The sequence below is a fragment of the Pseudomonas sp. MYb60 genome (genome assembly GCF_002979555.1).
Lineage (GTDB): Bacteria > Pseudomonadota > Gammaproteobacteria > Pseudomonadales > Pseudomonadaceae > Aquipseudomonas.
In genome coordinates, this window is the sequence record NZ_PCOZ01000006.1 from 361,000 (window position 1) to 385,231 (window position 24,232).

General features: G+C 61.8%; 28 protein-coding genes and 1 pseudogene. 8 read left to right on the top strand and 21 right to left on the bottom strand.

Features of this window, described 5'->3' with window-relative positions; genetic code table 11:
* Window positions 1–63 precede the first annotated feature (63 nt).
* Entirely contained in the window at window positions 64–1,224 is a 1,161-nt protein-coding gene (locus tag CQ041_RS13170; RefSeq protein ID WP_105524506.1) for an AAA family ATPase, read from the top strand.
* Window positions 1,225–1,341: 117 nt separating this feature from the next.
* On the opposite strand, the gene CQ041_RS13175 is transcribed toward CQ041_RS13170, so the two are convergent.
* From CQ041_RS13175 to CQ041_RS13230, 12 genes are all read right to left on the bottom strand, one after another.
* Window positions 1,342–2,193, bottom strand: a complete 852-nt coding sequence (locus tag CQ041_RS13175; protein ID WP_105524507.1) for a transporter substrate-binding domain-containing protein — start codon at window positions 2,191–2,193, stop codon at window positions 1,342–1,344.
* Window positions 2,190–2,966 carry an amino acid ABC transporter ATP-binding protein gene (locus CQ041_RS13180; RefSeq protein ID WP_105524509.1) on the bottom strand — a complete coding sequence of 259 codons (777 nt, stop codon included), beginning with the start codon at window positions 2,964–2,966 and terminating at the stop codon, window positions 2,190–2,192. The genes CQ041_RS13175 and CQ041_RS13180 overlap by 4 nt, the downstream gene beginning before the upstream one ends.
* Window positions 2,963–3,622: an amino acid ABC transporter permease gene (locus tag CQ041_RS13185; protein WP_105524511.1), complete on the bottom strand. Its 660-nt coding sequence runs from the start codon at window positions 3,620–3,622 to the stop codon at window positions 2,963–2,965. Before CQ041_RS13185 ends, CQ041_RS13180 begins: the two co-directional genes overlap by 4 nt.
* Window positions 3,603–4,268 carry an amino acid ABC transporter permease gene (locus CQ041_RS13190; RefSeq protein WP_014716444.1) on the bottom strand — a complete coding sequence of 222 codons (666 nt, stop codon included), beginning with the start codon at window positions 4,266–4,268 and terminating at the stop codon, window positions 3,603–3,605. Before CQ041_RS13190 ends, CQ041_RS13185 begins: the two co-directional genes overlap by 20 nt.
* 274 nt (window positions 4,269–4,542) lie before the next feature.
* Window positions 4,543–5,325, bottom strand: a complete 783-nt coding sequence (locus CQ041_RS13195; protein ID WP_105524513.1) for a MetQ/NlpA family ABC transporter substrate-binding protein — start codon at window positions 5,323–5,325, stop codon at window positions 4,543–4,545.
* A gap of 127 nt (window positions 5,326–5,452) precedes the next feature.
* Window positions 5,453–6,379 carry a sigma 54-interacting transcriptional regulator gene (locus tag CQ041_RS13200; RefSeq protein WP_105524515.1) on the bottom strand — a complete coding sequence of 309 codons (927 nt, stop codon included), beginning with the start codon at window positions 6,377–6,379 and terminating at the stop codon, window positions 5,453–5,455.
* A gap of 47 nt (window positions 6,380–6,426) precedes the next feature.
* Entirely contained in the window at window positions 6,427–7,008 is a 582-nt protein-coding gene (locus CQ041_RS13205) for an alpha/beta hydrolase (protein WP_105524516.1), read from the bottom strand.
* A 182-nt stretch (window positions 7,009–7,190) separates the two neighbouring features.
* Window positions 7,191–7,439 (bottom strand): hypothetical protein, encoded by a 249-nt coding sequence (locus CQ041_RS13210; protein WP_105524517.1) that lies wholly within the window; start codon window positions 7,437–7,439, stop codon window positions 7,191–7,193.
* A gap of 304 nt (window positions 7,440–7,743) precedes the next feature.
* A complete protein-coding gene (locus CQ041_RS13215) occupies window positions 7,744–8,145 on the bottom strand; it encodes a biopolymer transporter ExbD (protein WP_010565408.1) in 402 nt (133 codons plus the stop codon).
* A 1-nt stretch (window position 8,146) separates the two neighbouring features.
* Window positions 8,147–8,869 carry a MotA/TolQ/ExbB proton channel family protein gene (locus CQ041_RS13220; protein WP_105524557.1) on the bottom strand — a complete coding sequence of 241 codons (723 nt, stop codon included), beginning with the start codon at window positions 8,867–8,869 and terminating at the stop codon, window positions 8,147–8,149.
* Window positions 8,870–8,920: 51 nt separating this feature from the next.
* The gene (locus CQ041_RS13225) at window positions 8,921–9,733 is read right to left on the bottom strand and encodes an energy transducer TonB (RefSeq protein ID WP_105524520.1); all 813 of its coding nucleotides are present in this window, start codon (window positions 9,731–9,733) and stop codon (window positions 8,921–8,923) included.
* Window positions 9,734–9,973: 240 nt separating this feature from the next.
* Window positions 9,974–10,825 (bottom strand): LysR family transcriptional regulator, encoded by an 852-nt coding sequence (locus CQ041_RS13230; RefSeq protein ID WP_105524559.1) that lies wholly within the window; start codon window positions 10,823–10,825, stop codon window positions 9,974–9,976.
* A 104-nt stretch (window positions 10,826–10,929) separates the two neighbouring features.
* Here CQ041_RS13230 and CQ041_RS13235 point away from each other — a divergent pair, with 104 nt between their 5' ends.
* From CQ041_RS13235 to CQ041_RS13245, 3 genes are all read left to right on the top strand, one after another.
* The gene (locus tag CQ041_RS13235; protein ID WP_105524521.1) at window positions 10,930–11,391 is read left to right on the top strand and encodes a nucleoside deaminase; all 462 of its coding nucleotides are present in this window, start codon (window positions 10,930–10,932) and stop codon (window positions 11,389–11,391) included.
* A complete protein-coding gene (locus CQ041_RS13240; RefSeq protein WP_105524523.1) occupies window positions 11,378–12,547 on the top strand; it encodes a CynX/NimT family MFS transporter in 1,170 nt (389 codons plus the stop codon). Before CQ041_RS13235 ends, CQ041_RS13240 begins: the two co-directional genes overlap by 14 nt.
* A 97-nt stretch (window positions 12,548–12,644) precedes the next feature.
* A complete protein-coding gene (locus tag CQ041_RS13245) occupies window positions 12,645–13,580 on the top strand; it encodes a LysR family transcriptional regulator (RefSeq protein ID WP_105524525.1) in 936 nt (311 codons plus the stop codon).
* Here the strand turns inward: CQ041_RS13245 and CQ041_RS13250 are convergent.
* Complete coding sequence (locus CQ041_RS13250; RefSeq protein ID WP_105524527.1) at window positions 13,471–14,565, bottom strand: fatty acid desaturase; 1,095 nt, start codon at window positions 14,563–14,565, stop codon at window positions 13,471–13,473. The two genes, CQ041_RS13245 and CQ041_RS13250, sit on opposite strands and share 110 nt — an antisense overlap.
* A gap of 101 nt (window positions 14,566–14,666) precedes the next feature.
* Here CQ041_RS13250 and CQ041_RS13255 point away from each other — a divergent pair, with 101 nt between their 5' ends.
* Window positions 14,667–15,671, top strand: a complete 1,005-nt coding sequence (locus tag CQ041_RS13255) for an AraC family transcriptional regulator (protein ID WP_105524529.1) — start codon at window positions 14,667–14,669, stop codon at window positions 15,669–15,671.
* 123 nt (window positions 15,672–15,794) lie between these two features.
* Here CQ041_RS13255 and CQ041_RS13260 read toward each other — a convergent pair whose 3' ends face one another.
* Window positions 15,795–16,154 (bottom strand): response regulator, encoded by a 360-nt coding sequence (locus CQ041_RS13260; protein ID WP_105524530.1) that lies wholly within the window; start codon window positions 16,152–16,154, stop codon window positions 15,795–15,797.
* A 100-nt stretch (window positions 16,155–16,254) separates the two neighbouring features.
* Here CQ041_RS13260 and CQ041_RS13265 point away from each other — a divergent pair, with 100 nt between their 5' ends.
* The 3 genes from CQ041_RS13265 (at window position 16,255) to CQ041_RS13275 (ending at window position 17,782) form a co-directional block, all read left to right on the top strand.
* Window positions 16,255–16,728 carry a heme-binding protein gene (locus CQ041_RS13265; protein ID WP_105524532.1) on the top strand — a complete coding sequence of 158 codons (474 nt, stop codon included), beginning with the start codon at window positions 16,255–16,257 and terminating at the stop codon, window positions 16,726–16,728.
* Between the two features lie 23 nt (window positions 16,729–16,751).
* Entirely contained in the window at window positions 16,752–17,162 is a 411-nt protein-coding gene (gene uraH, locus CQ041_RS13270) for a hydroxyisourate hydrolase (protein ID WP_105524534.1), read from the top strand.
* Window positions 17,163–17,254: 92 nt separating this feature from the next.
* Window positions 17,255–17,782: a DUF962 domain-containing protein gene (locus tag CQ041_RS13275; RefSeq protein WP_105524536.1), complete on the top strand. Its 528-nt coding sequence runs from the start codon at window positions 17,255–17,257 to the stop codon at window positions 17,780–17,782.
* A gap of 66 nt (window positions 17,783–17,848) precedes the next feature.
* Here the strand turns inward: CQ041_RS13275 and CQ041_RS13280 are convergent, their stop codons facing one another.
* The 7 genes and pseudogenes from CQ041_RS13280 to dibA form a co-directional block, all read right to left on the bottom strand.
* Window positions 17,849–18,829, bottom strand: a complete 981-nt coding sequence (locus CQ041_RS13280) for a sulfate/molybdate ABC transporter ATP-binding protein (protein ID WP_105524538.1) — start codon at window positions 18,827–18,829, stop codon at window positions 17,849–17,851.
* A 3-nt stretch (window positions 18,830–18,832) separates the two neighbouring features.
* Window positions 18,833–19,705 carry a sulfate ABC transporter permease subunit CysW gene (cysW, locus tag CQ041_RS13285; protein ID WP_105524540.1) on the bottom strand — a complete coding sequence of 291 codons (873 nt, stop codon included), beginning with the start codon at window positions 19,703–19,705 and terminating at the stop codon, window positions 18,833–18,835.
* A gap of 13 nt (window positions 19,706–19,718) precedes the next feature.
* Window positions 19,719–20,537, bottom strand: a complete 819-nt coding sequence (gene cysT / locus CQ041_RS13290) for a sulfate ABC transporter permease subunit CysT (protein WP_105524542.1) — start codon at window positions 20,535–20,537, stop codon at window positions 19,719–19,721.
* Between the two features lie 15 nt (window positions 20,538–20,552).
* Window positions 20,553–20,654: pseudogene (locus tag CQ041_RS26575) on the bottom strand (outer membrane lipoprotein carrier protein LolA); the annotation flags it as partial.
* 24 nt (window positions 20,655–20,678) lie between these two features.
* Entirely contained in the window at window positions 20,679–21,689 is a 1,011-nt protein-coding gene (locus CQ041_RS13295) for a sulfate ABC transporter substrate-binding protein (protein ID WP_105524544.1), read from the bottom strand.
* Between the two features lie 74 nt (window positions 21,690–21,763).
* On the bottom strand, window positions 21,764–21,946 hold the full coding sequence (oscA, locus tag CQ041_RS13300; RefSeq protein WP_003170956.1) for a sulfur starvation response protein OscA: 183 nt from the start codon (window positions 21,944–21,946) through the stop codon (window positions 21,764–21,766).
* Between the two features lie 243 nt (window positions 21,947–22,189).
* Entirely contained in the window at window positions 22,190–24,103 is a 1,914-nt protein-coding gene (dibA, locus tag CQ041_RS13305; RefSeq protein ID WP_105524546.1) for a phosphodiesterase DibA, read from the bottom strand.
* Window positions 24,104–24,232 lie beyond the last annotated feature (129 nt).

The following is a 24,232-nucleotide window of genomic DNA, read 5'->3' on the forward strand; positions in this document are numbered from 1 at the left end:
GAGGGTTCCTAAACTGCATGCAGGCTCCCATACTCCAGCGGTCCCCCTGTTGACTGAAGACACATGCTCAAGACCCTCGCGGTGGCCAATTACCGCTCGATCAATAAATTGGTGGTGCCCCTGGACCGGCTGAACCTGATCACCGGCCCCAATGGCAGCGGCAAATCCAACCTGTACCGCGCCCTGCGCCTGCTCGCAGAAACCGCTCAGGGCGGGGTGATCAATGCGCTGGCCCGTGAGGGCGGGCTGGATTCGACTTTTTGGGCCGGCCCGGAAACCATCAGCCGACGCATGCAAAAGGGCGAGGTGCCGGTAGAGGCCAGCGTACGCCAGGGTGTCAAACGCCTGCGCCTAGGCTTCGCCGGAGACGATTTCAGCTATGCCATCTCCCTCGGGCTGCCGGAATTGACCTTGTCCTATTTTTCCCTAGATCCGGAGGTGAAGAAGGAATGCATCTGGGCCGGGCACATTTACCGCCCGGCCAGCCTGCTGGTGCAGCGTTCCGGGCCAATGGTGCGGGCGCGCGACGGGCGCAACTGGGACGTGCTGGCCCAGCACACGCCGAATTATCACAGCCTGTTCGACCAGGTCGGCAGCCTGCGCGGCTCCCCGGAGGTATTGCTGCTGCGCGAGAGCATCCGTGGCTGGCGCTTTTATGATCACTTTCGCAGCGACGCGGAGGCGCCGGTACGCCAACCGCAACTGGGCACGCGCACGCCAGTGCTGCACCACGACGGACGGGATTTGGCCGCCGCCTTGCAGACCATCCGCGAAATCGGCGACCCCGAAGCGTTGCAACGCGCGGTCAGCGATGCGTTCCCCGGTGCACGGTTGAATATCGAGCCACTGCAGGGCGGGCGTTTTGCGATCGAGTTTTATCAGGAGGGTTTGCTGCGGCCGTTGTCGGCGGCGGAGTTGTCGGACGGCACCTTGCGTTACCTGCTGCTGATCGCGGCGCTGCTGACGCCCAGGCCGCCGACCATGATGGTGCTGAACGAGCCGGAAACCAGCCTGCATCCGGACCTGCTGCCGGCGTTGGCGCGCTTGATCATCCAGGCATCCGCGCAGTGCCAGGTGTGGGTGGTGTCCCATGCCAGCCGCTTGATTGCGGCGCTGCAGCAGGATGAGGGGTGTAATTCGATCGTATTGGAGAAGGTGCTGGGGGAGACCCGGATTGTGGGCCAGGGGATTCTGGATGCGCCGGCGTGGCATTGGCCTCAATAAGTGGTGGCAGGTAGGGCCTCATCGGCGGCAAGCCCCCTCGCACATTTGACGGTGTTCACTTATCTCTATCTGTGAACCCCATCCAGTGTGGGAAGGGGCTTGCCCCCGATAGCGATATCAGCCCTGCCACTTACCGCCTTCAACAATCACGCTCTCAGGCTTGGTGTCATCGCTCAGCTCTTTACGCACATACTGGTCGTACAGCTTGAGCAGGAACTTCTCCTCACCCAACTTCGCCAACTCGGCATTCACCCAGTCGCGCAGTTCGATGTTGCCTTTCTTCACGGCCGGTGCAATCGGCGCTTCGTCGCCGAGCTTTTCTTCCAGCACGCGATAACCTGGGTTCTGCTTGGCCCAGCTGAACAGCACCAGGTTGTCCTGCGCGTAGGCATCGCCACGGCCAGCGGACAGCGCCTGCAGCGACTCGGAGTTTTTCTCGAACTTGAGCAGCTTCCAGTCCGGGTGATTCTTGGTCAGCCAGACATCGGCAGTGGTGCCCGTGGTGACGATGGTGGTGCGGGTCGCCAGGTCATCCAGGTTTTTCACCGCGCTGTCGTTGGGCACCAGGGCCTGTACCGCGACTTTCAGGTTGGGGTTGGTGAAGTCCACCGCTTCCTTGCGCTCGGGCGTTACGGTCATGTTGGCGAGGATCAGGTCGACCTTGTCGCTCTGCAGGAACGGGATGCGGCTGGCTGGCTCGACGGCGACGAACTCGACTTTGTTTTCATCGCCCAGCAGGTCCTTGGCGAATTGGCGGCCGATATCGGTATCGAAGCCGACGTAGCGCCCGGCTTCGTTGACGAAACCGAACGGCGGCTTGTCGGTGAAAACACCCACGATCAGCTTGTCGCGCGCCTTGATCTTGTCGAGGTAGCTTGCGGCGGCAACCGGTTTTGCAGGCTCTTCGGCCTTTTTATCGCAGCCGGCGAGCAGGGCGACGGCAAACAGTGGCAGCAGTAGTTTTTTCATATCAGCTCCAGTTCCTTGGTTTTCTTAGGCAGTGTTGAAACAAAGGAGAACTTCTCCAGGAACTGCTGCGCGCGTGCGGTTTGCGGGTTCGTAAAGAATGCCTCGGGGGTGTTGTGTTCGAGGATGCGACCGGCCTCCATGAACACCACGCGGTCAGCGACGGCGCGGGCGAAGGCCATTTCGTGGGTGACGATCAGCAGGGTCATGCCATCGCGGGCCAGGCCTTGAATGACCTCCAGCACTTCCTTGACCATTTCCGGGTCGAGGGCGGCGGTGACTTCGTCAAACAGCATGACCTGGGGGTTCATGCACAGCGAACGGACGATGGCGATGCGTTGCTGCTGGCCACCGGAAAGCTGACGCGGGAAGGCGTCGCGCTTGTCGGCCAGGCCTACGCGCTCCAGCAGTTTCACCGCTTGCTCGCGGGCTTCGCGGGGGTCGCGCTTTTGCACTTTCAGCGGGCCGAGCAGGATGTTGTCGAGCACGCTCATGTGCGGGAACAGGTGGTAGCTCTGGAACACCATGCCGATGTCCTGGCGCACCTCGCGCCAATCGGTTTTCGGGCCCAGCAGCTCGTTGCCGGCAAAGCGCAGGCTCCCGCTGTGGGCCACCTCCAGTCCGTTGAGGCAACGCAGCAAGGTGCTTTTGCCGCAGCCGCTGGGGCCGAGGATCACCACCACTTCGCCGCTCTGCACGCTCAGGTCGATGCCCTTGAGCACCTGCGCCTCGCCGAAGAATTTGTTGAATCCCTGAAACTCGATCAATGCGCTCATGCTTGGGCCCAGCGCCGTTCCAGCACCTTGGAGGCGGCCGACAACGGGTAGCAGATAAAAAAGAAAAACAGGAACAGCACGCCGTAGATCAACACTGACTCGTAGGTGCGTTCGATGATTTGCTGGCCGACCTTGATTACGTCCACCACGCCGATCAGCACCGCCAGGGAGCTGGTCTTGATGATGCGCGTGTAGACGTTGATGGTCGGCGGTGTCATGCGCTTGAGGGCCTGGGGCAGCAGCACGTAGCCGTAGAGTTGCGGGGCCGAAAGACCAATCGACAAGCCCGCTTCGCGCTGGCCACGGGGCAGCGAATGCAACGCACCGCGCACCACTTCGCCCACTTCACTGGCGCCCCACAGCGACAGCACCAGCACGGCGCACCAGAAACTCGGAATGCTCAGGCCGAAGAATATCGGCAAGCCAAAAAACAGCAGGTACAGCCACACCAGCACCGGAATCGCGCGGAACAATTCCAGGTACACCCGCAGCACGGCGTTGATCAGCCGGTTGTTCAAGGTGCGCAGCACGCCGTACAACACGCCGCCGACGGTGCTGAAGGCAATACTCAGGAATGAAATCGACAGGGTTTGTGCAGCGCCCTTGCCCAGTTGCGGCAACGACACCCACAACAACTCAAGACCCGAACTGGCCATGCTGGAGCCTCCTTTCCAGGCGGCTGAGCAGCAGCGACAGCGGCAAGAACAACAGCACGCAGATCAGCGTCAACACGGCGAGCATTTCGTAGGTCTTGTAGTAGAGGGCGATGTAGCTCTTGGTGGTGTAGAGAATCTCCGGCACCGCCACGGCGGAGACCACGGTGGTCTCCTTGAGCAGGAAGATGAAATTGGCGAATAGCGCCGGCAGGCTGAGGATCCCGGCCTGCGGCAGAATCACATGGCGCAGCAGTTGCCAGTCAGAGAGGCCGATGGACTTGCCCGACTCGATCTGCGCCTGCGGCACCGCTTCCACACCGGCGCGCAGCACTTCGGTGAGGTAGGCGCCGCCGAGGAAGGTCATGGTGATGATCGCGGCCCAGAACCCTGAAATATTGAAGCCCAGGGCCGGCAGCGCGAAGTACACGAAGAACAGCTGGATCAGCAGCGGCGTGTTGCGCGCCAACTCCACGTACAGCGCCACCAGGCGCGACAGGTAGGGCGTGCGAAACACCAGCAGCGCGGCGTTGATCAGCGCCACCAGCAGGGAGGTGGCAATGGCGATCAGGCCCACTTGCAGCGTCACCCCCACGGCTTTCAGAAACGCCGGCAAGGTGCTGAGGATAAATGCGAAATCGAAGGTCATCGGAGGTCCAAAACGCCGCAGGGGTAATGCGACGTGCGCGGTTCGATCCGGCGTGGGTAACGCCGGGTAGCGCCAACTTTAAAGGTATAAAAACAATAATTTAAATACCAAAATAGCATATTGATATCACTCAAAAACCTAACCGCTTTGAGCCTGTGCAACACCCGTGGGAGCACGTCAGCTTCCACAGTTTTGACCTTATTCCAGAGCATAAAAAACGCCGACGCTATGCAAGCCGCCGGCGTTGAAACCTTGAAGGGGGTTTTGGGTTACATCAGAACGCTGGCAGTACAGCGCCGCTGTATTTCTTCTCGATGAACGCTTTGACTTCCGGGCTGGTCAGGGCCTTGGACAGTTTCTGGATTGCATCGCTGTCCTTGTTGTCCGGACGCGCTACCAGGTAGTTCACATACGGAGAATCGGCACCTTCGATCAACAGCGCGTCTTTGGCTGGGTTCAAGCCAGCTTCCAGCGCGTAGTTGGTGTTGATCAGGTCCAGGTCAACCTGGTCCAGCACGCGTGGCAGCAGGGCCGATTCCAGCTCTTTGAACTTCAGGTTCTTCGGGTTGCTGGCGATGTCTTTCGGGGTGGCCAGGGCGTTTTTCGGGTCTTTCAGGGTGATCACGCCGGCCTTTTGCAGCAGCAACAGGGCACGGCCGCTGTTGGAGCCTTCGTTAGGGATGGCAACGGTCGCGCCATCCTTGAGCTCGGAGATGTTCTTGATCTTCTTCGAGTAAGCGCCGAACGGTTCAACGTGCACGCCGACCACGGTGGTCAGGTTGGTGCCTTTACCTTTGTTGAAGTTTTCCAGGTACGGCAGGGTCTGGAAATAGTTGGCGTCCAGACGCTTCTCGGCGACTTGTACGTTGGGCTGTACATAGTCGGTGAAGACTTTGATCTGCAGGTCCACGCCTTCTTTGGCCAGGGTTGGCTTGATCAGCTCGAGGATCTCCGCGTGCGGGATCGGGGTGGCGGCAACCACCAGCTTCTCGTTGGCCTGGGCAAAGCCTGCAGTCAGGGCAGCCGCCAGTGCGGTAAACAACAGAACCTTTTTCATGCAGTGTCCTTATCGGAATTCCGGGGGCGTCTGAGACGACCGTTTTTATATGGTGTGCCAGCGAAGTGCTATCGCGGCGTGGGTGTGACAATACCTAGATTTTTTATTCCCGAACAATATCTTTTATTCACGTTGATATTCCATTTTGTTCATGTAGGAATTTACGTAATGTTTCTTGCTCGGCAGGGCTGGCACTGTTGAAGATCCGCTGCACTTGCTCCAACGGCGACCCGGCAACCGGCAGGTTCAGGTGCTCCGGCAAAATCTCGTCGCCACTACTGACTAACAATGCAAAGTGAATAACGTTTTCCAGCTCGCGGGTATTACCCGGCCAGCTGTGATGCTCCAGCACCTGCTGGGCGGCGTCGCTGATCAGCGGCACCGGCAAATCCAGGCGCTGGCTGTAGATGCCGAGGAAATATTCGGCCAACGACAGGATGTCGCCGACCCGCTCGCGCAGCGCCGGCAACTCCAGCTGGCCTTCGCTCAGGTAATGGAACAAGCGCTCATGAAACTTGCCCGCCGCCACGGCCTGGGCTAGGTCGATGCTGGTGGCGGCAACCAAACGCACATCTACCGGGCTCGGCTGATGGGCACCGACGCGGGTGACTTCATGATTTTCCAACGCGGCGAGCAACTTGACCTGAATCGGCAACGGCAAGTCGCCGATCTCGTCCAGGTACAAAGTGCCGCCGTTGGCAGAACCAAACCAGCCAGCCCGGCTGCTGGCCGCGCCACTGTGGCTACCGGCTGCGTAGCCGAATAATTCGGCGTCGGCATACGTGGGGCTGATGGCCCCGCAATTGACCGACACGAACAGCCCGCTGCGGTCGCTACCCCGGTGAATGTGGCGCGCCAACAACTCCTTACCGCTGCCGGTCTCGCCGCGAATCAACACCGGCAAGGCACGGGGGGCGAGGCTTTCGAGGTCTTCGCGCAGCTGGCGCGAGCGCGGGTCGACAAACACCAGCGCCTTGGCGCGGATGCTCAGCGGGCTTTTATCGGCGTCGGGGAAGGTCAGCAGTGGCTGGCCGTAGGTTTCATGCAGACTCATGGCAGGCTCCCGCCCCAATCCACTCAGGGACGGGGCGTTGAAAATAATCAGGCAGTGCGCCGGGCGTGGTGCTCAAGGCGGCTCTGCAGGCGATAGAGGTAAGCAAAACCCTGCTCCCAGCGCTGGTGGCCGGACTTCACATTGATATGCCCGGCGCCCGACAGGATGCCGGCTTCGGCACCCCAGTTACGCGCCAACTCCAGGGCCCGTGGGGCGCTGACGGCGGCGTCGTTATCAGAGCTGACTACCTGGCTGGGAAACGGCAACAGGGTGGTGGGAATCGGTGCGAAATTACGCAAGGCAGGTGAGCAGGCCGGCCGTTCGACATCGGCCGGGGCCACCAGCAAGGCACCCCGCACCTGACGCAGAAATTGCAGAGGCGCCGTCGCCGCCCAATGCGCCACCGTGATGCAACCCAGGCTATGAGCAATGAGGATCACCGGCGTGCTGTCGGCTGCGATGGCCTCGGCCAGTGCCGCCACCCAGTCTTCGCGACGCGGGGTCAGCCAATCGGCCTGCTCCACGCGGGCGCTGTTGGGCAGGCTGTTCTGCCAGTGACTTTGCCAATGATCTTCTGGCGATCCTTGCCAGCCCGGCACGATCAGATAACGAATCGACTCGCTGTGCATGGGTGTGCCCTCCTGCAGCGTTTAACGTTGCTGACCAGTATAGGGACGCGGTTTATATTCGTTAAGGAATAAGAAGCTATTTATTAATAACCAAAAACTCAAATCTGATGAATTTCAAAATGTGGGAGGGGGCAAGCCCCCTCCCACACTGACCTGGTTTCACAGTCCAATTGCAGTGGTTTTCAGGTCGTGAGCTGGGTCCGAGGCAGGCAGTCAAGGGTGCGATCTACCACCGTCTTGGCCATTTCCAGCAAATGCCACACCGCATGGACCTTCGCGCGGTCGTGCGGCTGCAGGTGCTCACAACAGTCCCACACTGTGGCCGAGGCACTATGGATCATGTGAGCGATATAAAGTTGGGCGTCTTCGAAACTGAGGTTTTCGTTGGCGACGAGGCAATCGAGGGGTGGATCGGGGAGTGCTTTGGTCATGGTGTAACTCCAATAGGAACACCAGCGCACCCGAGGGTGCCCCACGCACAGCCACCATAACCGCGGATGTGAACCGTGTGCCTATTGAACTCAGGCTGCTAAACCCGATCACTGAAAACCAGCGACGGGCCGAAGACTAGCCATCCATTCCAACAGCCACAAGGCGGCGGGGATTGTCTCGGAAACGTCCTGCAATTTAAAGGGACACGACTTGCTGGCCCTTTACAAACCATGACGAGATTGGAGCAAAAAAAGGCCGCACCCTGCCAAGGAGACGGCCAAAAAATTGTCGAGGCTTTTGCATTCAACGGGCGGTAATCACCGACAGCTTGGTAATGCCCGCACGTTCGATCGACGCCATGGCTCGCGCCACTTCGCCGTAGTTCACACCATCGTCAGCCTGCAGTTGCACCCGCACATCGGGGTCCTTGGCTTTCGCCGCCTGCAGGTTGAATTCCAGCAGGTCCGGCTGGATTTCGTCCTTGTTGATAAACAGTTTGCCGGCGCCGTCGATGCTGACCACCAGCGGGTCCTTCTGCTCGACCGGGGCCACGGCCTCGGTCTTGGGCAGGTTGATCGGAATCGCGTTGGTCAGCAGCGGCGCGGTGACGATGAACACCACCAGCAGGACCAGCATCACGTCCACCAGCGGTGTGACGTTGATCTCGCTCAGTACCTCATCGCTGTCTTGCGTGGAGAAGGCCATCTCAGGACGCCTCCTTCACTTTCTGCGGGTTGCCGGCGGCGGATTTGCTCAGCGTCGGGTGCAGCAGCACGCGGAACGAATTTTTCTGCGCCAGGCTGTAGAAGTCGTGGGCGAAGTCGTCCAGGTCGGCGGCGGTCAGCTTGAGGCGACGCAGGAAGTAGTTGTAGACCAGCACCGCCGGTACCGCGACGGCGATACCTACGCCCGTGGCAACCAGTGCGGCACCAATCGGGCCGGCGACGGTTTCGAGGCTGGCAGAACCGGCGGCGCTGATGCCCTTCAAGGCTTCCATGATGCCCCACACGGTGCCGAACAGGCCGATGAACGGCGAGGTGCTGCCGATACTGGCGACCACGGCCAGGCCGGTTTCCAGGGAGCGCCGTTCACGAACGATCTGCTGGCGCAGGGCGCGTTCGAGACGGTCCTGATGGTTGATCGCCTGGCTCAGGTCGGCAGCGTGTGGGGTTTCGCCCACCTGGATTGCGGCATAACCCGCCTGGGCCACACGGGCTGCGGCGCCGGGTTGGGTTTCAGCCAGCTCGGCGGCCGAGTCGAGACTCGACGCCGCCCAGAACTGTTTGTGGAGTTTGCGATCCTGCGCCTTGAGGCGGCCGAACTGCACACCCTTGAGCAGGGCCAGGCCCCAAGTGGCGATCGAAAAGACCACCAGCAGCCAGATCACCGCGCTTTCGATGGATTCAAGTGGAGATGCTAATGCCATGATGTGTTCCCTCTGTGCAGGTCGCGGCGTGTGCAACACACCGCAGCCGAATAGTTAGTGAATCTTGAAATCGATCGGTACGCTGACCCAGCCGTCCTGCGCTACATCGCCCTGCTTGGCCGGCACGAAGCTCCAGCGCTTCACGGCGGTCAGTGCGGCGTCGTCGAGTTGCTGGCGACCGCTGCTCTTCTGGACCTGGATCTCACCCGGCTTGCCGCTGGCCAGCACATGCACCCGCAGCAACACCGTGCCTTCCCAACCGCGACGCTGAGCCAGTGACGGATATTCCGGCGCCGGGTTCTTCAGGTAAGCGGCGTTGGCCGAAGCCGGTGTGACCGGGGCTGGGGCCGGTGGAGCAGGTGGTGCGGGCGGTGCAGGTGTCGGCGGTGCTGGCGGTTGCTCGACCGGTTTGGGTGCGGGCTGCGGCTTGGGCACCGGCTTCGGCACGGGCTTGGGTTTGGGAATCGGTTTTTTCGGCGCCGGCTTGGCGGCCAATTCGTCCACCACGGGCGGTGGTGGCTCGACCACCGGCGGCGGCGGTGGTGGCGGCGCAGGCGGTGGCGGTTCGACCACAGGCGGCGCCGGCTGGGAAAATTCGATGGTCATCGGCGGAATTTCCGGCGGCACGATCGGCAGCACCGGGGTCGGCTTCTGCGCCACCCAGTAGATCACTGCGCCGTGCAGGGCCAGGGCCAGCAAACCGAGCAGAATCCCCTCGCGGCGACTCAAGATGCCCTTGGGGGTTTTCTGCGTTCGCAGTTGCCCCAACGGCGCACGGTGCGGCCGGCCAAGGTCGACCAACTCACCACCCGGTGCCTGGCGCCACGGCGCCTCGTGTGCACTGGCGGCGGTCTGGACATTGCCCATTGATTCACTCCCTACGGTTTTAAAACAAAAAAACCGACAGGCCTGCATGGAAGGCCGTCGAGGGCTGAATCATCGGGGCCAGACGCTTATCTCTTAAAGTAATCTTTAAAGTTATACATAGACCCAAACCGAATAAACAAAACAAGCTGAAACGTCAAAGCCCCGTTCTGTGCGGGCTGGCGAGCAGCACGAATTTTTCGATGCTTTTCAGGCATACAAAATATTCGGCAAAGGCATCGCTCAATGCGGGTTGTTCGCGCACAAATCGAGCAATTGGCGCTGCAGGCTCTGCCCTGATGCGCCCAGGCCAGTCCGGGCGTACAGCGCCAGGCGCACACCTTGCACTGACGGCAAACCGCAGTCCGGCCCCAGCACCACATGCCCCGGCTGTACCACCCGGGTCGGCAACAGGCTGATGCCCAACCCGGCCGCCACCGCCGAACACACACTGGCGAGGCTCGCGCTGGAATAGCCGATGCGCCAGCGCCAGCCCGCCACTTCCAGGTGCTGCAACATTTCATTGCGATACAGGCCCCCCACCGGAAAGGCCACCAAGGGCAAGGGGTCGCGTCCCAGTGACGGCGTGCTGCGGCTGTCCACCCAACACAGCGGTTCTGGCCAGGAGGCGAGGCAGTCGTCGCTGTCACCCATTTGCTTGACCAACAGCACATCGAATTCGCCGCTGCGGTATTGGCGTTGCAACTCGGGGCCCAGGCCGCTGGTGACCTCCAGGCGTACCCGCGGATAGGCCAGCACAAAGGCGGAGAGCAACGGCATCAGGCGTTCGGCGGCGAAGTCTTCTGGCACACCGAGGCGCAGCACGCCGTCACTCTGCTGGTTGATCAGCACGTCGGCAGCCTCTTCATGCAGTGCCAGGATGCGCCGCGCGTAGGCCAGCAAGCGTTCTCCCTCGACGGTGGCCACCACGTGACGCTGATCGCGGTCGAGCAACTGGCACGCGACGGCGTCTTCCAGACGGCGAATCTGCTGGCTCACGGTGGATTGGGTCAGGTGCAGGCGCTCAGCGGCGCGGGTGAAATTGCCGCAGTCCACCACGGCGACAAAACTGCGTAACAACACGGGATCGAACATCGCGGCCACCATTGCATTTGCCACTGATTGGCATGGTTATATTTAATTTCAGAATACATCGGCGGCTGCGCATACTTCATCTTTCATCTTGCCGAGGCTATTTCATGAGCGACGATCAACAGCATCTGCAACGCGCCATCGCGCTGGCGCACACCAATGTCGCCGAGGGTGGCCGCCCGTTCGGCGCGGTGCTGACGCGCCACGGCGTGGTGCTGGTTGAAGCCGTGAATGAGATCCACCTGACCCAGGACCCCACCGCCCACGCCGAGCTGCTGGCGATCCGCAAAGCCAGCCAGCAGGTAGGCGCACGCCTGGAGGGTTGCGTGATCTACGCCAGCGGCCAACCCTGCCCGATGTGCCTGAGCGCCATGTACCTGTGTGGCGTGGAGCGGGTGGTGTTTGCGGCCAGCAACGCGATGGCCGAACCCTTCGGGCTGTCGACGGCGGCAATCGGCCAACAGGTCGGCTTGCCCCTCGGCGAACAGCGCTTGCCGATCCAGCACCTGCCCGATGCCGCGATGACCACGCTGTACCACCAATGGAAAACCCTGCATGACCCTCAATAAATCCCTCGCCGGCTGGGGCCTGCTGGTGGTGCTCGGCCTGAATTTGCGGCCGATTCTCAGCTCCATCAGCCCGTTGCTCGGCGACATTCGCCTGGCCACCGGCCTGAGCTTCCAGAGCAGCGCCCTGCTCACCAGCCTGCCGGTGATTTGCATGGGCCTGGTGGCGCTGGTGGGCGTGCGTGTCGAGGCGCAACTGGGCGAACGGCGCGGCATCGCCCTGGGCCTGATGATGATTCTGCTGGCGTGCCTGGCGCGCTGGCTGCTGGGCCAGGGCTCGACACTGCTGGTCACCGCGTTGCTGGGGGGTGCCGGCGTGGCGCTGATCCAGGCGCTGGTACCGGCGATGATCAAGCGCGAATTCCATCACCGCGTGCCCGTGGCGATGGGCGTGTATTCAGCCTCGCTGATGGCCGGCGGCGGTCTGGCCGCGTTGTTCAGCCCGTTGGTGGCCTCGCACTTCCAGGACTGGCAGGCCGGCTTGGGCGTGTGGCTGTTGCCCGCGCTGGGGGCGCTGTTGCTGTGGGCCTGGCTGCCCCTCGGCGCAGCCAAGGGCACAAAAGAGATTCCTGCGTTCAAGGGCCTGCGCAACCGCCGCGCGTGGCTGCTGGCGCTGTACTTCGGCCTGGTGAATTGCGGCTACATGAGCCTGGTGGCGTGGCTGCCGGCGTTCTATCAGCAATTGGGCTGGGGCGTGTTGCCCAGCGGTTCGCTGCTGGCGTTCATGACGATCTTCCAGGTGCTTGCCGCGCTGCTGATGCCGGTGCTGGCGCAACGCGGCGTGGACCGTCGGCCGCTGCTGTGGATCAGCCTGCTGGCCCAGGCCATCGGCTACCTCGGCCTGATCATCGCGCCGCTGCAATTGACCCATGTGTGGGTGGCCTTGTGCGGCTTCGGCCTGGGCGCGTGTTTTGCCCTGAGCCTGCTGCTGACCCTCGACCACCATCGCGACCCGCGCCAGGCCGGGCAATTGGCCGCGTTTGTGCAGGGTGTGGGTTTCCTGATCAACGCCATTTCGCCGTGGATGACCGGCTGGTTGCGTCAGCTCACCGGCAACTTCGTCAGTGCCTGGGTGGTGCTGGCAGTCACCGCCGTGGCAATGCTGGTGGTAACCCGCGTGTTCCGCCCGGCCAGCTACCGCACGGCGCCTGCTCTATAGATATGCATTTAAGATCTATATAAAACAATAATGCTTCATTGACGGAATAAGCAGCACCCTTAAAATCCCGGTTCCCCTCTTGGACGCCGGGCTTTCCATGGATCTTCGCCAACTGCGCTATTTCATTGCGCTGAACGAGCACCGCAGTTTCGTGCGCGCGGCCGACGCCATGGGTATCACGCAGCCGGCGTTCAGCCGCAGCATCCAGGGCCTGGAGCAGGAATTGGGCTGCGTGCTGGTCGACCGTGCCAACAAGGACTTGCGCCCCACGCCAGAAGGCCAGGTGGTGCTGCAACACGCCTTGAGCCTGGTGCAAGGCGCGGCGCTGCTCAGCCATGAAGTCACGCGCATGACCAAGCTCGATGCCGGCGAAGTCCGCTTGGGCAGCGATGCCGTGGCGGCGGTGCACCTGGTACCGCAGGCCATGGCGCGATTCATCACCACCTACCCCAAGGTGCGCACCGGCCTGCAGGTGGATAACTGGGAAAAACTCGGGCGCAGCCTCAACCGCGAGGAGATCGAGTTTTTCATCGCCGATGTGCGCCATTTCGAAGCCGACCCTAACTTCCAGACCCAGGCCCTGACGCCCCGGCGCAACGTGTTTTTCTGCCGCGCCGGGCACCCGCTGCTGGCCAAGGACAGCCTCTCCACCAACGATCTGTTTGGCTACCCGCTGGCCACGCCGCTGATCGCACCGGGCATTCGCAAGGTGCTGGCCAACCTCAGCGGGCGCATCGATTTTGCACCGGCCATCGAGATTGAGCAGTTCGCCGCACTGGCCAGCATCGTGCTTCAGTCGGACGCCATTGGCCTGGGCGCCGAAGACGCCTTCGTCACGGCATTCGCCAGCGGTGAGCTGAACGTGCTGCATTGGCGCAACCTGCCCCACAACCTCGACAGCCTCAACAACCGCTGCGGCGTGATCAGCCGCGCTGGGGTGCGCCTGTCACCTGCGGCGAAGGCGTTGATCGAGACCCTGCAGGCGGTGGAAAGCCAAGCCGATTGGCCCGCGCAAACGTCCCGAAGTCATTGAAGCGCACGCCCATCTGCGCCATCACCTTATGGGCCACCCTGGCCGTCATCTGGCGAATGTAGAACGGCTCCTTCACCACAAAATGATGGATGCCGTGGGTGCTGCCGAAGTTGAAGCAGAACGCCTGCATCGGCCACAGCCACCAAGGGTTCAGCACCTGAGTCTGCTGGATCACGTTGCCCGGTTCGACATCGCCGTAGTAGTGCATGTTGGAGCTGACGAAATGCAGGCAAAAGGTGCGCAGCACATTGGGGCCGATGATCACCACGGCGGCGATGTCGATCACCTGCATCACCTGCAAGGTCGTGGCCGACCACTCGATGGGCGTGCCCAACAGCTGGGCGATGCCGTTGGCCGCATGAAAACCGAGGAACACATACCACGCGCCCCAATGCAGCAACGCCAGCGGTGCGTAGACCAGCAGCACGCGCTTGAGGATGCTGAATTTGTGCTTCCAGGTCTTGGCCCGCAGCATGCGGATGAACGCCGACATCACGTTATCGCCAACCATCAGCAGCCGCGCCAGGCCCCAGGGCTCGCCGTTGGTGATGGCGCGTTCTTCCATGTCCGCCTCGGTGCCGGAGACCTTGTGGTGGTTGAGGTGCAAGTGCCGGCGAACCCACGGGTTGATGGTACTCGGCCGTGCCAGCCACACCAGGCCCATCATCAGGTTGTGGGGCAGGCGCTGCTTGCGAAAATACATGCTGTGGATCAGGTCGTGTTCCAGCTCGTGGGTCAGCGAGGCGAGAAACGCATTAATCAGCAGGCACGCCCAACCGGCCAGGTCACCGTTGATATAGAGCGCTGCCGAACCCAGCATGCCGAACAGCGCAAAGGCCAGGATGCCCGCGCCCAGCGCGTCCTGATGCGCCAGCCAGGGATGTTGCCGGCGCAGGCGCACGCCTTCGGCCAACACCACGTCGCGAATGTGCGCCGCGCGCTGTTGCGCGTTCATCTGCTGGGGACTTGCAGAAGTACCGTCCATGCTTCCATCCTCTGGTTAACCGATGTGTCCATCCTGCCCCAAGCGATCTGGCAGGACGCTAGCCCCGGACGCCAACCTGTTGACCGCAAGCGCCAATCGCCATGACCGAACCCACCTCCCTTGCCAGCTGGACCCGTGCCCTGCGCAAGCAACTCGATGCCCTGGGCCTCGACAGCGCCGCGCTGTGCGCTCAGGCCGGGCTCGACCCGCAACAGATGGACGACCCCAACGCGCGCTACCCGCTGTCGGCCACCACGCGTTTGTGGGCATTGGCGGTACAGGCCAGCGGCGATCCGGCGATTGGTTTGCGCGTGTCGCGGTTCGTCAGCCCCACCACATTCCACGCACTGGGCTATGCGCTGGTGGCCAGTGGCAGTTTGCGCGAGGTGTTCGAGCGCATCGTGCGCTATCACCAAGTGGTCAGCGATGCGCTGCGCCTGGAGCTCGACGGCGATGGCGAGCGCTACCGCTTTCGTCTGCTGCAACCACTGGACAGCCCGGCGCCGGCGCTTGAGGCCATCGATGCGTTTGCCGCGATTTACGTGCGCACCTGCCGCAATCGCCTGGGCCGGGATTACGCGCCACTCGCGGTTTACCTGCGGCGTCCGCAACCGGACGACCCGACGCCGTGGCACGCCGTGTTTCGCGCGCCGGTGTTTTTCGGTGCCGAGGAAGACCGCCTTGAGTTCGCTGCAGCCGATTTCGACAGCCACCTGGACGACGCCAACCCGGAGCTGGCCGAGCACAACGAAACCGTGCTCAAGCGCACCCTCGCCCAGCTGCAACCGCTGACCTGGGAGCGCAAGGTGCGCCGGGTAATCGAAGCGCAACTGCCCGATGGCGAGCCGAGTGCCGAACGCGTCGCGCAGGCGCTGCACTTGAGTTTGCGCAGCTTGCAGCGGCATCTGGCGGATGAAGGCTGCCGGTTTGACGCGTTGCTCAATGAGTGCCGGGAGAATGTGGCGTTGTTGCATCTGCGCGACCCGCAGTGCTCATTGGCGGAAATCAGTCATTTGTTGGGGTTTGCCGATACCAGCAGTTTCAACCGGGCGTTCAAGCGGTGGACGGGAATGACGCCGGGGCAGTTTCGGGAGGGGTTGAGGTAGGGGGATTTGTGGCGGCGGGTAGGGCCTCATCGGGGGCAAGCGCCCTCCCACATTAAACGGCATTTCAAGTTTGGAACTCGGTCACCTGTGGGAGGGGGCTTGCCCCCGAGAGCGTCAGTACAGTCACCGCCCACGCCGCAGCAGCTTCCTCACCCGCGCCACCAACGCCTTGTCCTCAAATGGCTTGAGCAAATAATCATCCTCATGCAGTTCCAACCCGCGCAGGCGGTCTTCAATCCCGTCCGGCGTGGTCAAGAACAACACCGGCGTGTCGCCCTTCTGACGGATCGCCTGCTGCAGCTTCCAGGCATTCAAGCCCGGCAACATGACATCCAGGATCACCAGGTCATATTCAGTGCTTTCAACAAAGCGCAACGCCGCCATGCCATTGGCCGCAACTTCGATCGTGAAGCCGGCCTCGCTCAAGCCCTGGGCCATGCGCCGCGCCAGCTGGGGCTGGTCTTCCACTAACAACACCTGCATGCCTTACCTCGTGGTTTGATTACAACTTTGTCATCAAATTGTGCGGCGTGTGACCGCGTGCGCTGGCTAACGTGACGGCCTGCTTTATGGAGCCCTCACTATGTATCGCACTGCCCTGTTCTTGAGTCTCGCCGTCTGCACCGCCGCCCAGGCTTCGCCGCCGTTGCCGCGGCATGCCGAGCTTGATCTGCGCACCGCGCGCCAGTTGGCCGATGCCAGCCTGGCCCACTGCACCGCAGCACTGACCGTGCTCGACCGCGGCGGCAACCTGCTGCTGGGCCTGCGGGCCGATGGCGTTGGCCCGCACAACAGCATCGCCAGCCAGCGCAAGGCGTACACCGCGCTGTCGACCAAAACCCCGACCCGCTTGTTTGCCGAGCGCGCCCGCAACAACCCCGAAGCGGCCAACCTTAACAGCTTGCCCGAGTTGCTGTTGCTCGGCGGCGGCGTACCGCTGTTCGCCGATGCCGAATTGGTCGGCGCGCTGGGCATTGCCGGTGCCGGTGGTGCAGCGCAGGACGAAGCCTGCGCCGTACAGGCTGCCGAGCAACTGGGCCTGAAAATCACCCGCTGACCCCTCCTCGAAAGGACCTCTCAATGAAAACCCTAAGCATGACCCTCGCCGCCCTCAGCCTGAGCGGCCTGTCCAGCCTGGCACTGGCAGATGGCAATCCCCTGAGCGTGCACGTGCTCAACCTGGAGAACGGCTTGCCGTCTGCCGGTGTCAGCGTGACCCTCGAACAGCACGTGGGCAATCAATGGCAATCGCTGTCTGAAGGCGTGACCAATCAGCAGGGCCGCATCGCCGAATTGTTCCCGGCCAACCGCAGCCTGCAGCCGGGTGAGTATCGCGTGGTGTTCAAGACCGGCGATTACTACAAAAAAGCCGGCCGTGAGACGTTTTTCCCCGAAGTACCGGTGATTTTCCAGGTCAAGCAGGCCGATCAGCATTACCACATCCCGCTGTTGCTGAGCCCTTACGGTTTCTCGACCTATCGCGGCTCCTAGGACCTCGACAGTGGCAGGATCGCGGTAGTGCAGCGGCTTGTTGCCGGGATGGCAGACAGGGCATGATCGAACCTCCCCCAGGAGGAAAAACAATGAAAAGCCTCGTCGACCACCTTAGCCAATACGCCGCCTACCACCGCGAACCACGCAACATTGCCAGCCACTTCATCGGCATCCCGCTGATCGTTGTGGCCGTCGCCGTGCTGCTCTCGCGCCCGGAGTGGGCCGTGGGCGGCCTGTGGATTTCTCCTGCCGTCCTCCTCGCACTGTTCAGCGCCGTGTTTTACCTGCGCCTGGAACTTGCGCTGGGCGCACTGATGACCGTGTTGATGGGGTTGTCGGTGTGGGCCGGGCATGTGCTGGCAGCGCAGAGCACGCTGGTGTGGCTGAGCAGTGGCATCGGAATGTTCGTGGTGGGCTGGGTGATCCAGTTTGTCGGGCATTACTACGAGGGCCGCAAGCCCGCGTTTGTGGATGACGTGTCGGGGCTGATCGTCGGGCCATTGTTCGTGGTGGCGGAGCTGGCGTTTCTGCTGGGGTTGCGGCATGACCTCAAGCAGCAGATCGAGGCGCGGTCGGGCCCTGTGGCGCGCCGAGACCTCAAGCCGGGTCAAGTCTAAATCTGGGAGGGGGCAAGCCCCTCCCACCGTTTGATCCCATTCCACAGTTAGCGTGGTGGCGGGTTCTCAGGCCTTTTGCCAGACCTTGGGTTTGAAGAACAAGGTCTCACCACGCGCCAAACCGCTGAGGCTGTCGTGGTCCTTGACCACTTCGGCTTCGATCAGCTCGCTCTGGCCTTCCACCTTCAACGTCACCCGCGTCGTCGCACCCAATGGGCGAATGTCGCGCACTTCGGCAGCGTGGTGGTCTTCCAGTTCATGGCGCGACAGCGACACTTCGTGGGGACGGAACAGCACGTGGTTGTCTTCCCCCAGGTGCAGGCGGTTGGAGTCGCCAAGGAAGTGATAGACAAAATCACTCGCCGGGTTTTCGTAGACTTCGCCCGGTGAGCCGATCTGCTCGATCACGCCCTTGTTCATCACCACGATACGGTCGGCGACTTCCATGGCCTCTTCCTGGTCGTGGGTCACGAACACCGAGGTCAGGTTGATGTCTTCGTGCAGGCGCGCCAGCCAGCGGCGCAGCTCTTTACGCACCTTGGCGTCAAGGGCGCCGAAGGGTTCGTCGAGCAGCAAGACCTTGGGTTCCACCGCCAGGGCGCGGGCCAGGGCGATACGCTGGCGCTGGCCGCCGGAGAGTTGCTCCGGGTAGCGGTCCGACAGCCAATCCAGCTGCACCATGTTCAGCAGTTCGTGGACTTTGCTGGCGATCTGGCTTTCGCTCGGGCGCTGGTTCTTCGGCTTCATGCGCAGGCCGAAGGCAACGTTGTCGAACACGGTCATGTGGCGGAACAGCGCATAGTGCTGGAACACGAAACCGACGTTGCGATCACGCACGTCGTGGCCGGACACGTCTTCACCGTGGAACACGATGCTGCCGTCATCCGGCGTTTCCAGGCCGGCGATGATGCGCAGCAAGGTGGTCTTGCCGCAGCCGGACGGGCCAAGCAACGCCACCAGCTCGCCACTCTGGATATCCAGATTGATGCTGTTCAGGGCCTTGAAGGCGTTGAAGTTCTTGCTGACATTACGGACTTCGATCGACATGACTTATTCCTCACCGGCACTGTTGCGCAGGCGGTTGATACGGTTCTCGCTCCACTGCTTGAGCAGCAGGATGAAGAGCGCCAGGATCAGCAGCAGGCTGGCCACCGCAAACGCGGCGACGTGGTTGTATTCGTTATAGAGAATCTCGACGTGCAGCGGCAGCGTATTGGTGACGCCACGGATGTGGCCGGACACCACCGACACCGCGCCGAACTCACCCATGGCCCGCGCGGTACAGAGCACCACGCCATAGATCAGGCCCCACTTGATATTCGGCACGGTCACATGCCAGAACATCTGCCAGCCATTGGCGCCGAGCAGGCGTGCGGCTTCCTCTTCCTGGGTGCCCTGCTCCTGCATCAGCGGGATCAGTTCACGGGCCACGAACGGCACGGTGACGAAGATGGTCGCCAGCACAATGCCGGGCAAGGCGAAGACGATCTGGATGTCGTGGTCCTGCAACCATGGGCCGAAGAAGCCCTGGGCACCGAACATCAGCACATACACCAGACCGGCGATCACCGGCGATACCGAGAACGGCAGGTCGATCAGCGTTACCAGGATGCTCTTGCCACGGAACGAGTACTTGCTCACGCACCAGGCGGCGCTGACGCCGAACACCACGTTGAGCGGCACCGAAATCGCCACGGCGATCACCGTGAGTTTCAGCGCCGACAGCGCGTCGGGTTCGAGGATCGCGGTAAAGAACGCGCCGAGGCCGTTCTTGAGGCCCTGGGTCACCACGATCAGCAGGGGCAACAGCAGGAACAGCGCGAACACCAGCCAGCCGAGGCCGATCAGGATACGTCGCGAAGCAGCGCTGCCACGGCGGGCGGCGTTGGCCGAGGACGCGGCGGAAATAGACGATTGGGACATGTTCCGCGCCTCCTTATGGACGTTCGATACGCCGCTGCAACAAGTTGATCAGCAGCAGCAGGACAAAGGAAACCACCAGCATCAGCACGCCGATGGACGTGGCGCCGCGGTAGTCGTATTGGTCGAGCTTGACCATGATCAGCAGCGGCAGGATCTCGGTTTTCATCGGCATGTTGCCGGCGATGAAGATCACCGAACCGTACTCACCCACGCCGCGGGCAAACGCCAGGGCGAAACCGGTCAGCCAGGCGGGCAGCAAGGCGGGAACGAGGATGTGGCGGAACACCTGCAACGGCTTGGCGCCCAGGCACGCGGCGGCTTCTTCGACCTCGCGGGGGATGTCGGCCAGTACCGGCTGCACCGTGCGCACCACGAACGGCAACGTGACGAAGGTCAGTGCCAGGGTGATGCCCAGCGGGGTGTAGGCGATCTTGAAGCCCAGGTCTGCGGCAAATTGGCCGACGAAACCGTTGGGCGTGTACAACGCGGTCAGCGCGATACCCGCGACGGCGGTGGGCAGGGCGAATGGCAGGTCGATCATCGCATCGATGATTTTGCGGCCGGGGAAGGTGTAGCGCACCAGCACCCAGGCCAGCAACGTGCCGATCACGCCGTTGATCAGCGCGGCGTATAACGCAGTGCTGAAGCTCAGTTTCAACGCCGCCAGCACGCGCGGTGCGGAGATGATGTTCCAGAACTGATCCCAGGTGAGTTGGGCGGCGTGTACAAACATCGCCGCGAGGGGGATGAGCACGATCAGGCTGAGGTACACCACGGTGTAGCCCAGCGTCAGCCCGAAGCCGGGTATGACGGGGGAGATACGACGCGACATAAGAGTCCTTGGTTAAAGGGTAGAAACCACTGTAGGAGCGAGCTTGCTCGCGAAGAACTCAAGGGCACCGCGTTCATTCAGCATGCCCGCGCCATCGTTGACGATCTTCGCGAGCAAGCTCGCTCCTACAGGTACTTTGGCTTACTGCGCCGTGTAGATCTGGTCGAACACGCCACCGTCGTTGAAGAATTTCGGTTGGGCAGTTTTCCAGCCGCCGAAGTCTTTGTCGATAGTCACCAGGTCCAGTTTAGGGAACTGTTGGGCGTATTTGGCGGCCACTTTTGCATCACGTGGGCGGTAGAAGTTCTTTGCCGCGATTTCCTGGCCAGCCGGGCTGTACAGGTGCTTCAGGTATTCAGTGGCGATTTCGGTGTTGCCCTTTTTCTCGGCGTTCTTGTCGACCACGGCCACTGGCGGCTCCGCGAGGATCGACAGGGAAGGCACGACGATATCGAACTTGTCAGCACCGCCGTCTTCTTTCAGGGCCAGGAAGGCTTCGTTTTCCCAGGCCAGCAACACGTCACCCTGACCGTTGTTGACGAAGGTGATGGTCGAACCGCGTGCGCCGGTGTCCAACACTGGCACGTGCTTGAACAGCTCTTTCACGTATTCCTGGGCCTTGGCTTCGCTGCCACCGGCCTTGAGGCCATAGGCCCAGGCGGCGAGGAAGTTCCAGCGCGCACCGCCGGAGGTTTTCGGGTTCGGGGTGATCACGGACACGTCTTTCTTGATCAGGTCGCCCCAATCCTTGATGCCTTTAGGGTTGCCCTTGCGCACCAGGAACACGATGGTCGAGGTGTACGGGGTGCTGGCGTCCGGCAGGCGGGTCTGCCAGTTTTCCGGGAGGGTCTTGCCCAACTTGGCGATTTCGTCGATGTCACCGGCCAGGGCCAGGGTCACGACGTCGGCGCGCAGCCCGTCGATCACGGCGCGGCCTTGCTTGCCCGAGCCTCCGTGGGATTGCTGGATCTTGATGGTGTCGCTGGGGTGAGATTCTTTCCAGAACTTGGTGAACTCAGCGTTGTAGTCCTGGTACAGCTCACGGGTAGGGTCGTAAGAGACGTTGAGCAACTCGTAGTCCTTGGCAACGGCGGAACCTGCAAACACGGCGCTGGCCAGGGCGGCCAAGGCGTAACGGCGAATCGACGACATAGAAGCTCCTGAAATTCTGGGGTGTTGGCTTTTTCTTATAGTTGCGGGTCTAGCATGCGAATCGCCGTTCTTGCTTAGCTCGGTTTGTTACCCGGGTTCTGCAGACGGAATTTTTCCTTGCGTTCAATCTGTACCACTTGCGCGTTGTGCACAGTGATTTCCACCGCGCCGAACCGCAGATCGCGCAATGCGCTCTGGATCTCACGCAAAATGGCTGCTTCGTCCTGGCCGTCGACGCTACGTAGAGATGCGCTCATGGTCTCGCTCCTGAAATGAAAAGTGCGTGCCTTGCAGTGGCGGCACTGCTTGCGGCGTGAGGGCGATAGTAGATAAGCGCGGATATTCTTAAAAATACTATTTAAGAATGTTTATATAACCAGAAAGAATTTTCTGGTGGGACGTGGGGTTGCGTGAGGATTTTGGGTGATGCGGCCAACATTTAGCCCTGTGACGAGCAAAATGCGGGAGGGGGCTTGCCACTCCCACATGTTGGCTGCATTTCAACTCCGTATTGGGGGTGCCCGGCTCCAGTCAATCTCCTGAGCCGGCACCGGCCTGCCAAACCAATACCCCTGCCCCAAGTCGCACGCATGCTCCAGCAGAAACCGCGCCTGCTCCACCTGCTCGATGCCTTCGGCATGCACCTGCATGCCCATGCTTTTTGCCAAGGCAATGACCACGCGCACAATCGCCGCGTCGTCTTCATCCCATGGCAGGCCGGCGACGAAGCCCTGGTCAATCTTGAGTTTCTGCACCGGCAGGCGCTTGAGGCGCAGCAGCGAGGAATAACCGGTGCCAAAGTCGTCGATGGCCAGGCGCAAGCCCAGCTCGCGCAGGCGGTGCAGTTGTTCCAGCGCCACCTCGGGATCGTCCATCACGGCGCTTTCGGTGACTTCCAGTTCAAGGAGCGCCGGGTCCAGGCCCGTGTCATGCAGCACCTGGGCAACCTGGTCGTAGAGCTCGCGACGCGCGAACAGACGGCTGGAGACATTGATAGCGATAAAGCCCAGCGGCGTGCCATCGGCCAACCACTGGCACATCTGGCGACAAGCCTCGTGCATGACCCAGGCGTCGATTTCGGCGATCAGCCCGGTGCGTTCGGCGATGGGGATAAACTCGCCCGGTGGCACCAGGCCGCGCTCCGGGTGCTGCCAGCGCACTAACGCTTCGACCCCCATCAAGCGGCTGTCATGCAGATCGTGCACCGGCTGGTAATAGACGCAGAGTTCCTGCTGCTCAAGCGCGCGGCGCAGCTCGCTGGCGATTTCCACGCGGTTCTGTGCATGGGCGGTGAGCTCCTCGGTGTACAACGCATAGCCTTCGCGGCCCGCGCGCTTGGCCTTGAACAACGCGGAGTCGGCATTGCGCAGCAGTTGCTCGGCGCTCAGCGCATCGCTGGGGAACAGGCTGATGCCGATGCTGGCGCTGATAAACAGCTGGTGACCGTCAAACGTGAACGGCTGGCGCATCGCGTCAAGGATGCGCTGCGCCAGCCCCGCCGCCTGCGCCACCTGTGGACAACTTTCTGCCAGCACCGCGAACTCATCCCCACCCAGCCGTGCCAAGGTCACGCCGGGGCCGAACAGGCCTTGCAGCCGCTCGCCCACCAACTTGAGCAATTGGTCGCCGACGTTATGACCGAGGCTGTCGTTGATGATCTTGAAGTGGTCCAGGTCCAGCAGCAGCAAGGCACAGCCGCGCTTGTGGGTTTGCGCCGAGGCCAGTGCCTGCTCGGCGCGGTCGGTGAACAGCAGCCGGTTGGGCAGGTCGGTCAGGGGATCATGGTGCGCAAGGTGGGCCAGTTCGTGTTCGGAATCCTTGATTGCACTGATATCGGAAAACACCGCGACGTAATGGCTGACGTGGCCGAGGTCATCGTGAATCACTCGGATGGTTTGCCACTGTGGATAAATCTCACCGCTTTTGCGGCGGTTCCAGATTTCACCGCTCCATTCGCCGGCACGCTCCAGGCTCTGGAACATCTGCTGGTAAAAATTCGACGAATGGCGCCCGGACTTGAACAGGCTGGGCATCTGCCCGATGACCGCCTCGCGGGTGTAGCCGGTGATCTCCATAAAGGCCCGGTTGACATGCACGATCACGCCCTTGGCGTCAGTGACCAGCACGCCTTCACGGGTGCAGTCGAACACCGCAGCCGCCTGACGCAGGCGCTCGCGGTTTTCCTTCAACGGCGGCTGGAGCAGGTTCGCCCGGGCGAACCGGGCACAGAGCAGCCAGAGGGCCAGGGCGCTTACGGCGACCCATGCGTACCCGCGCAGTTGCATCCAGCGCAGGATGTCGGCGGGTTCATCGAGAAAGTTGATCAATAGGTGCTGGCTGAGTTGCAGCCACACAATGGAAAGCAGCAGATATACCAGCCCCGCACGTAGGGCACCTCGGTATGAAAACAGCATATGGTCAGTAATCCTTACCAAAAAAACAGAATCGCCCTACAAAGGCTGCGGATTATAGAATAAGAAACATCCAGTCACTCCTATCTGAAAGGCCGGCTGGTTTTCTCTGTAGGCTTAGTGATAATGCGT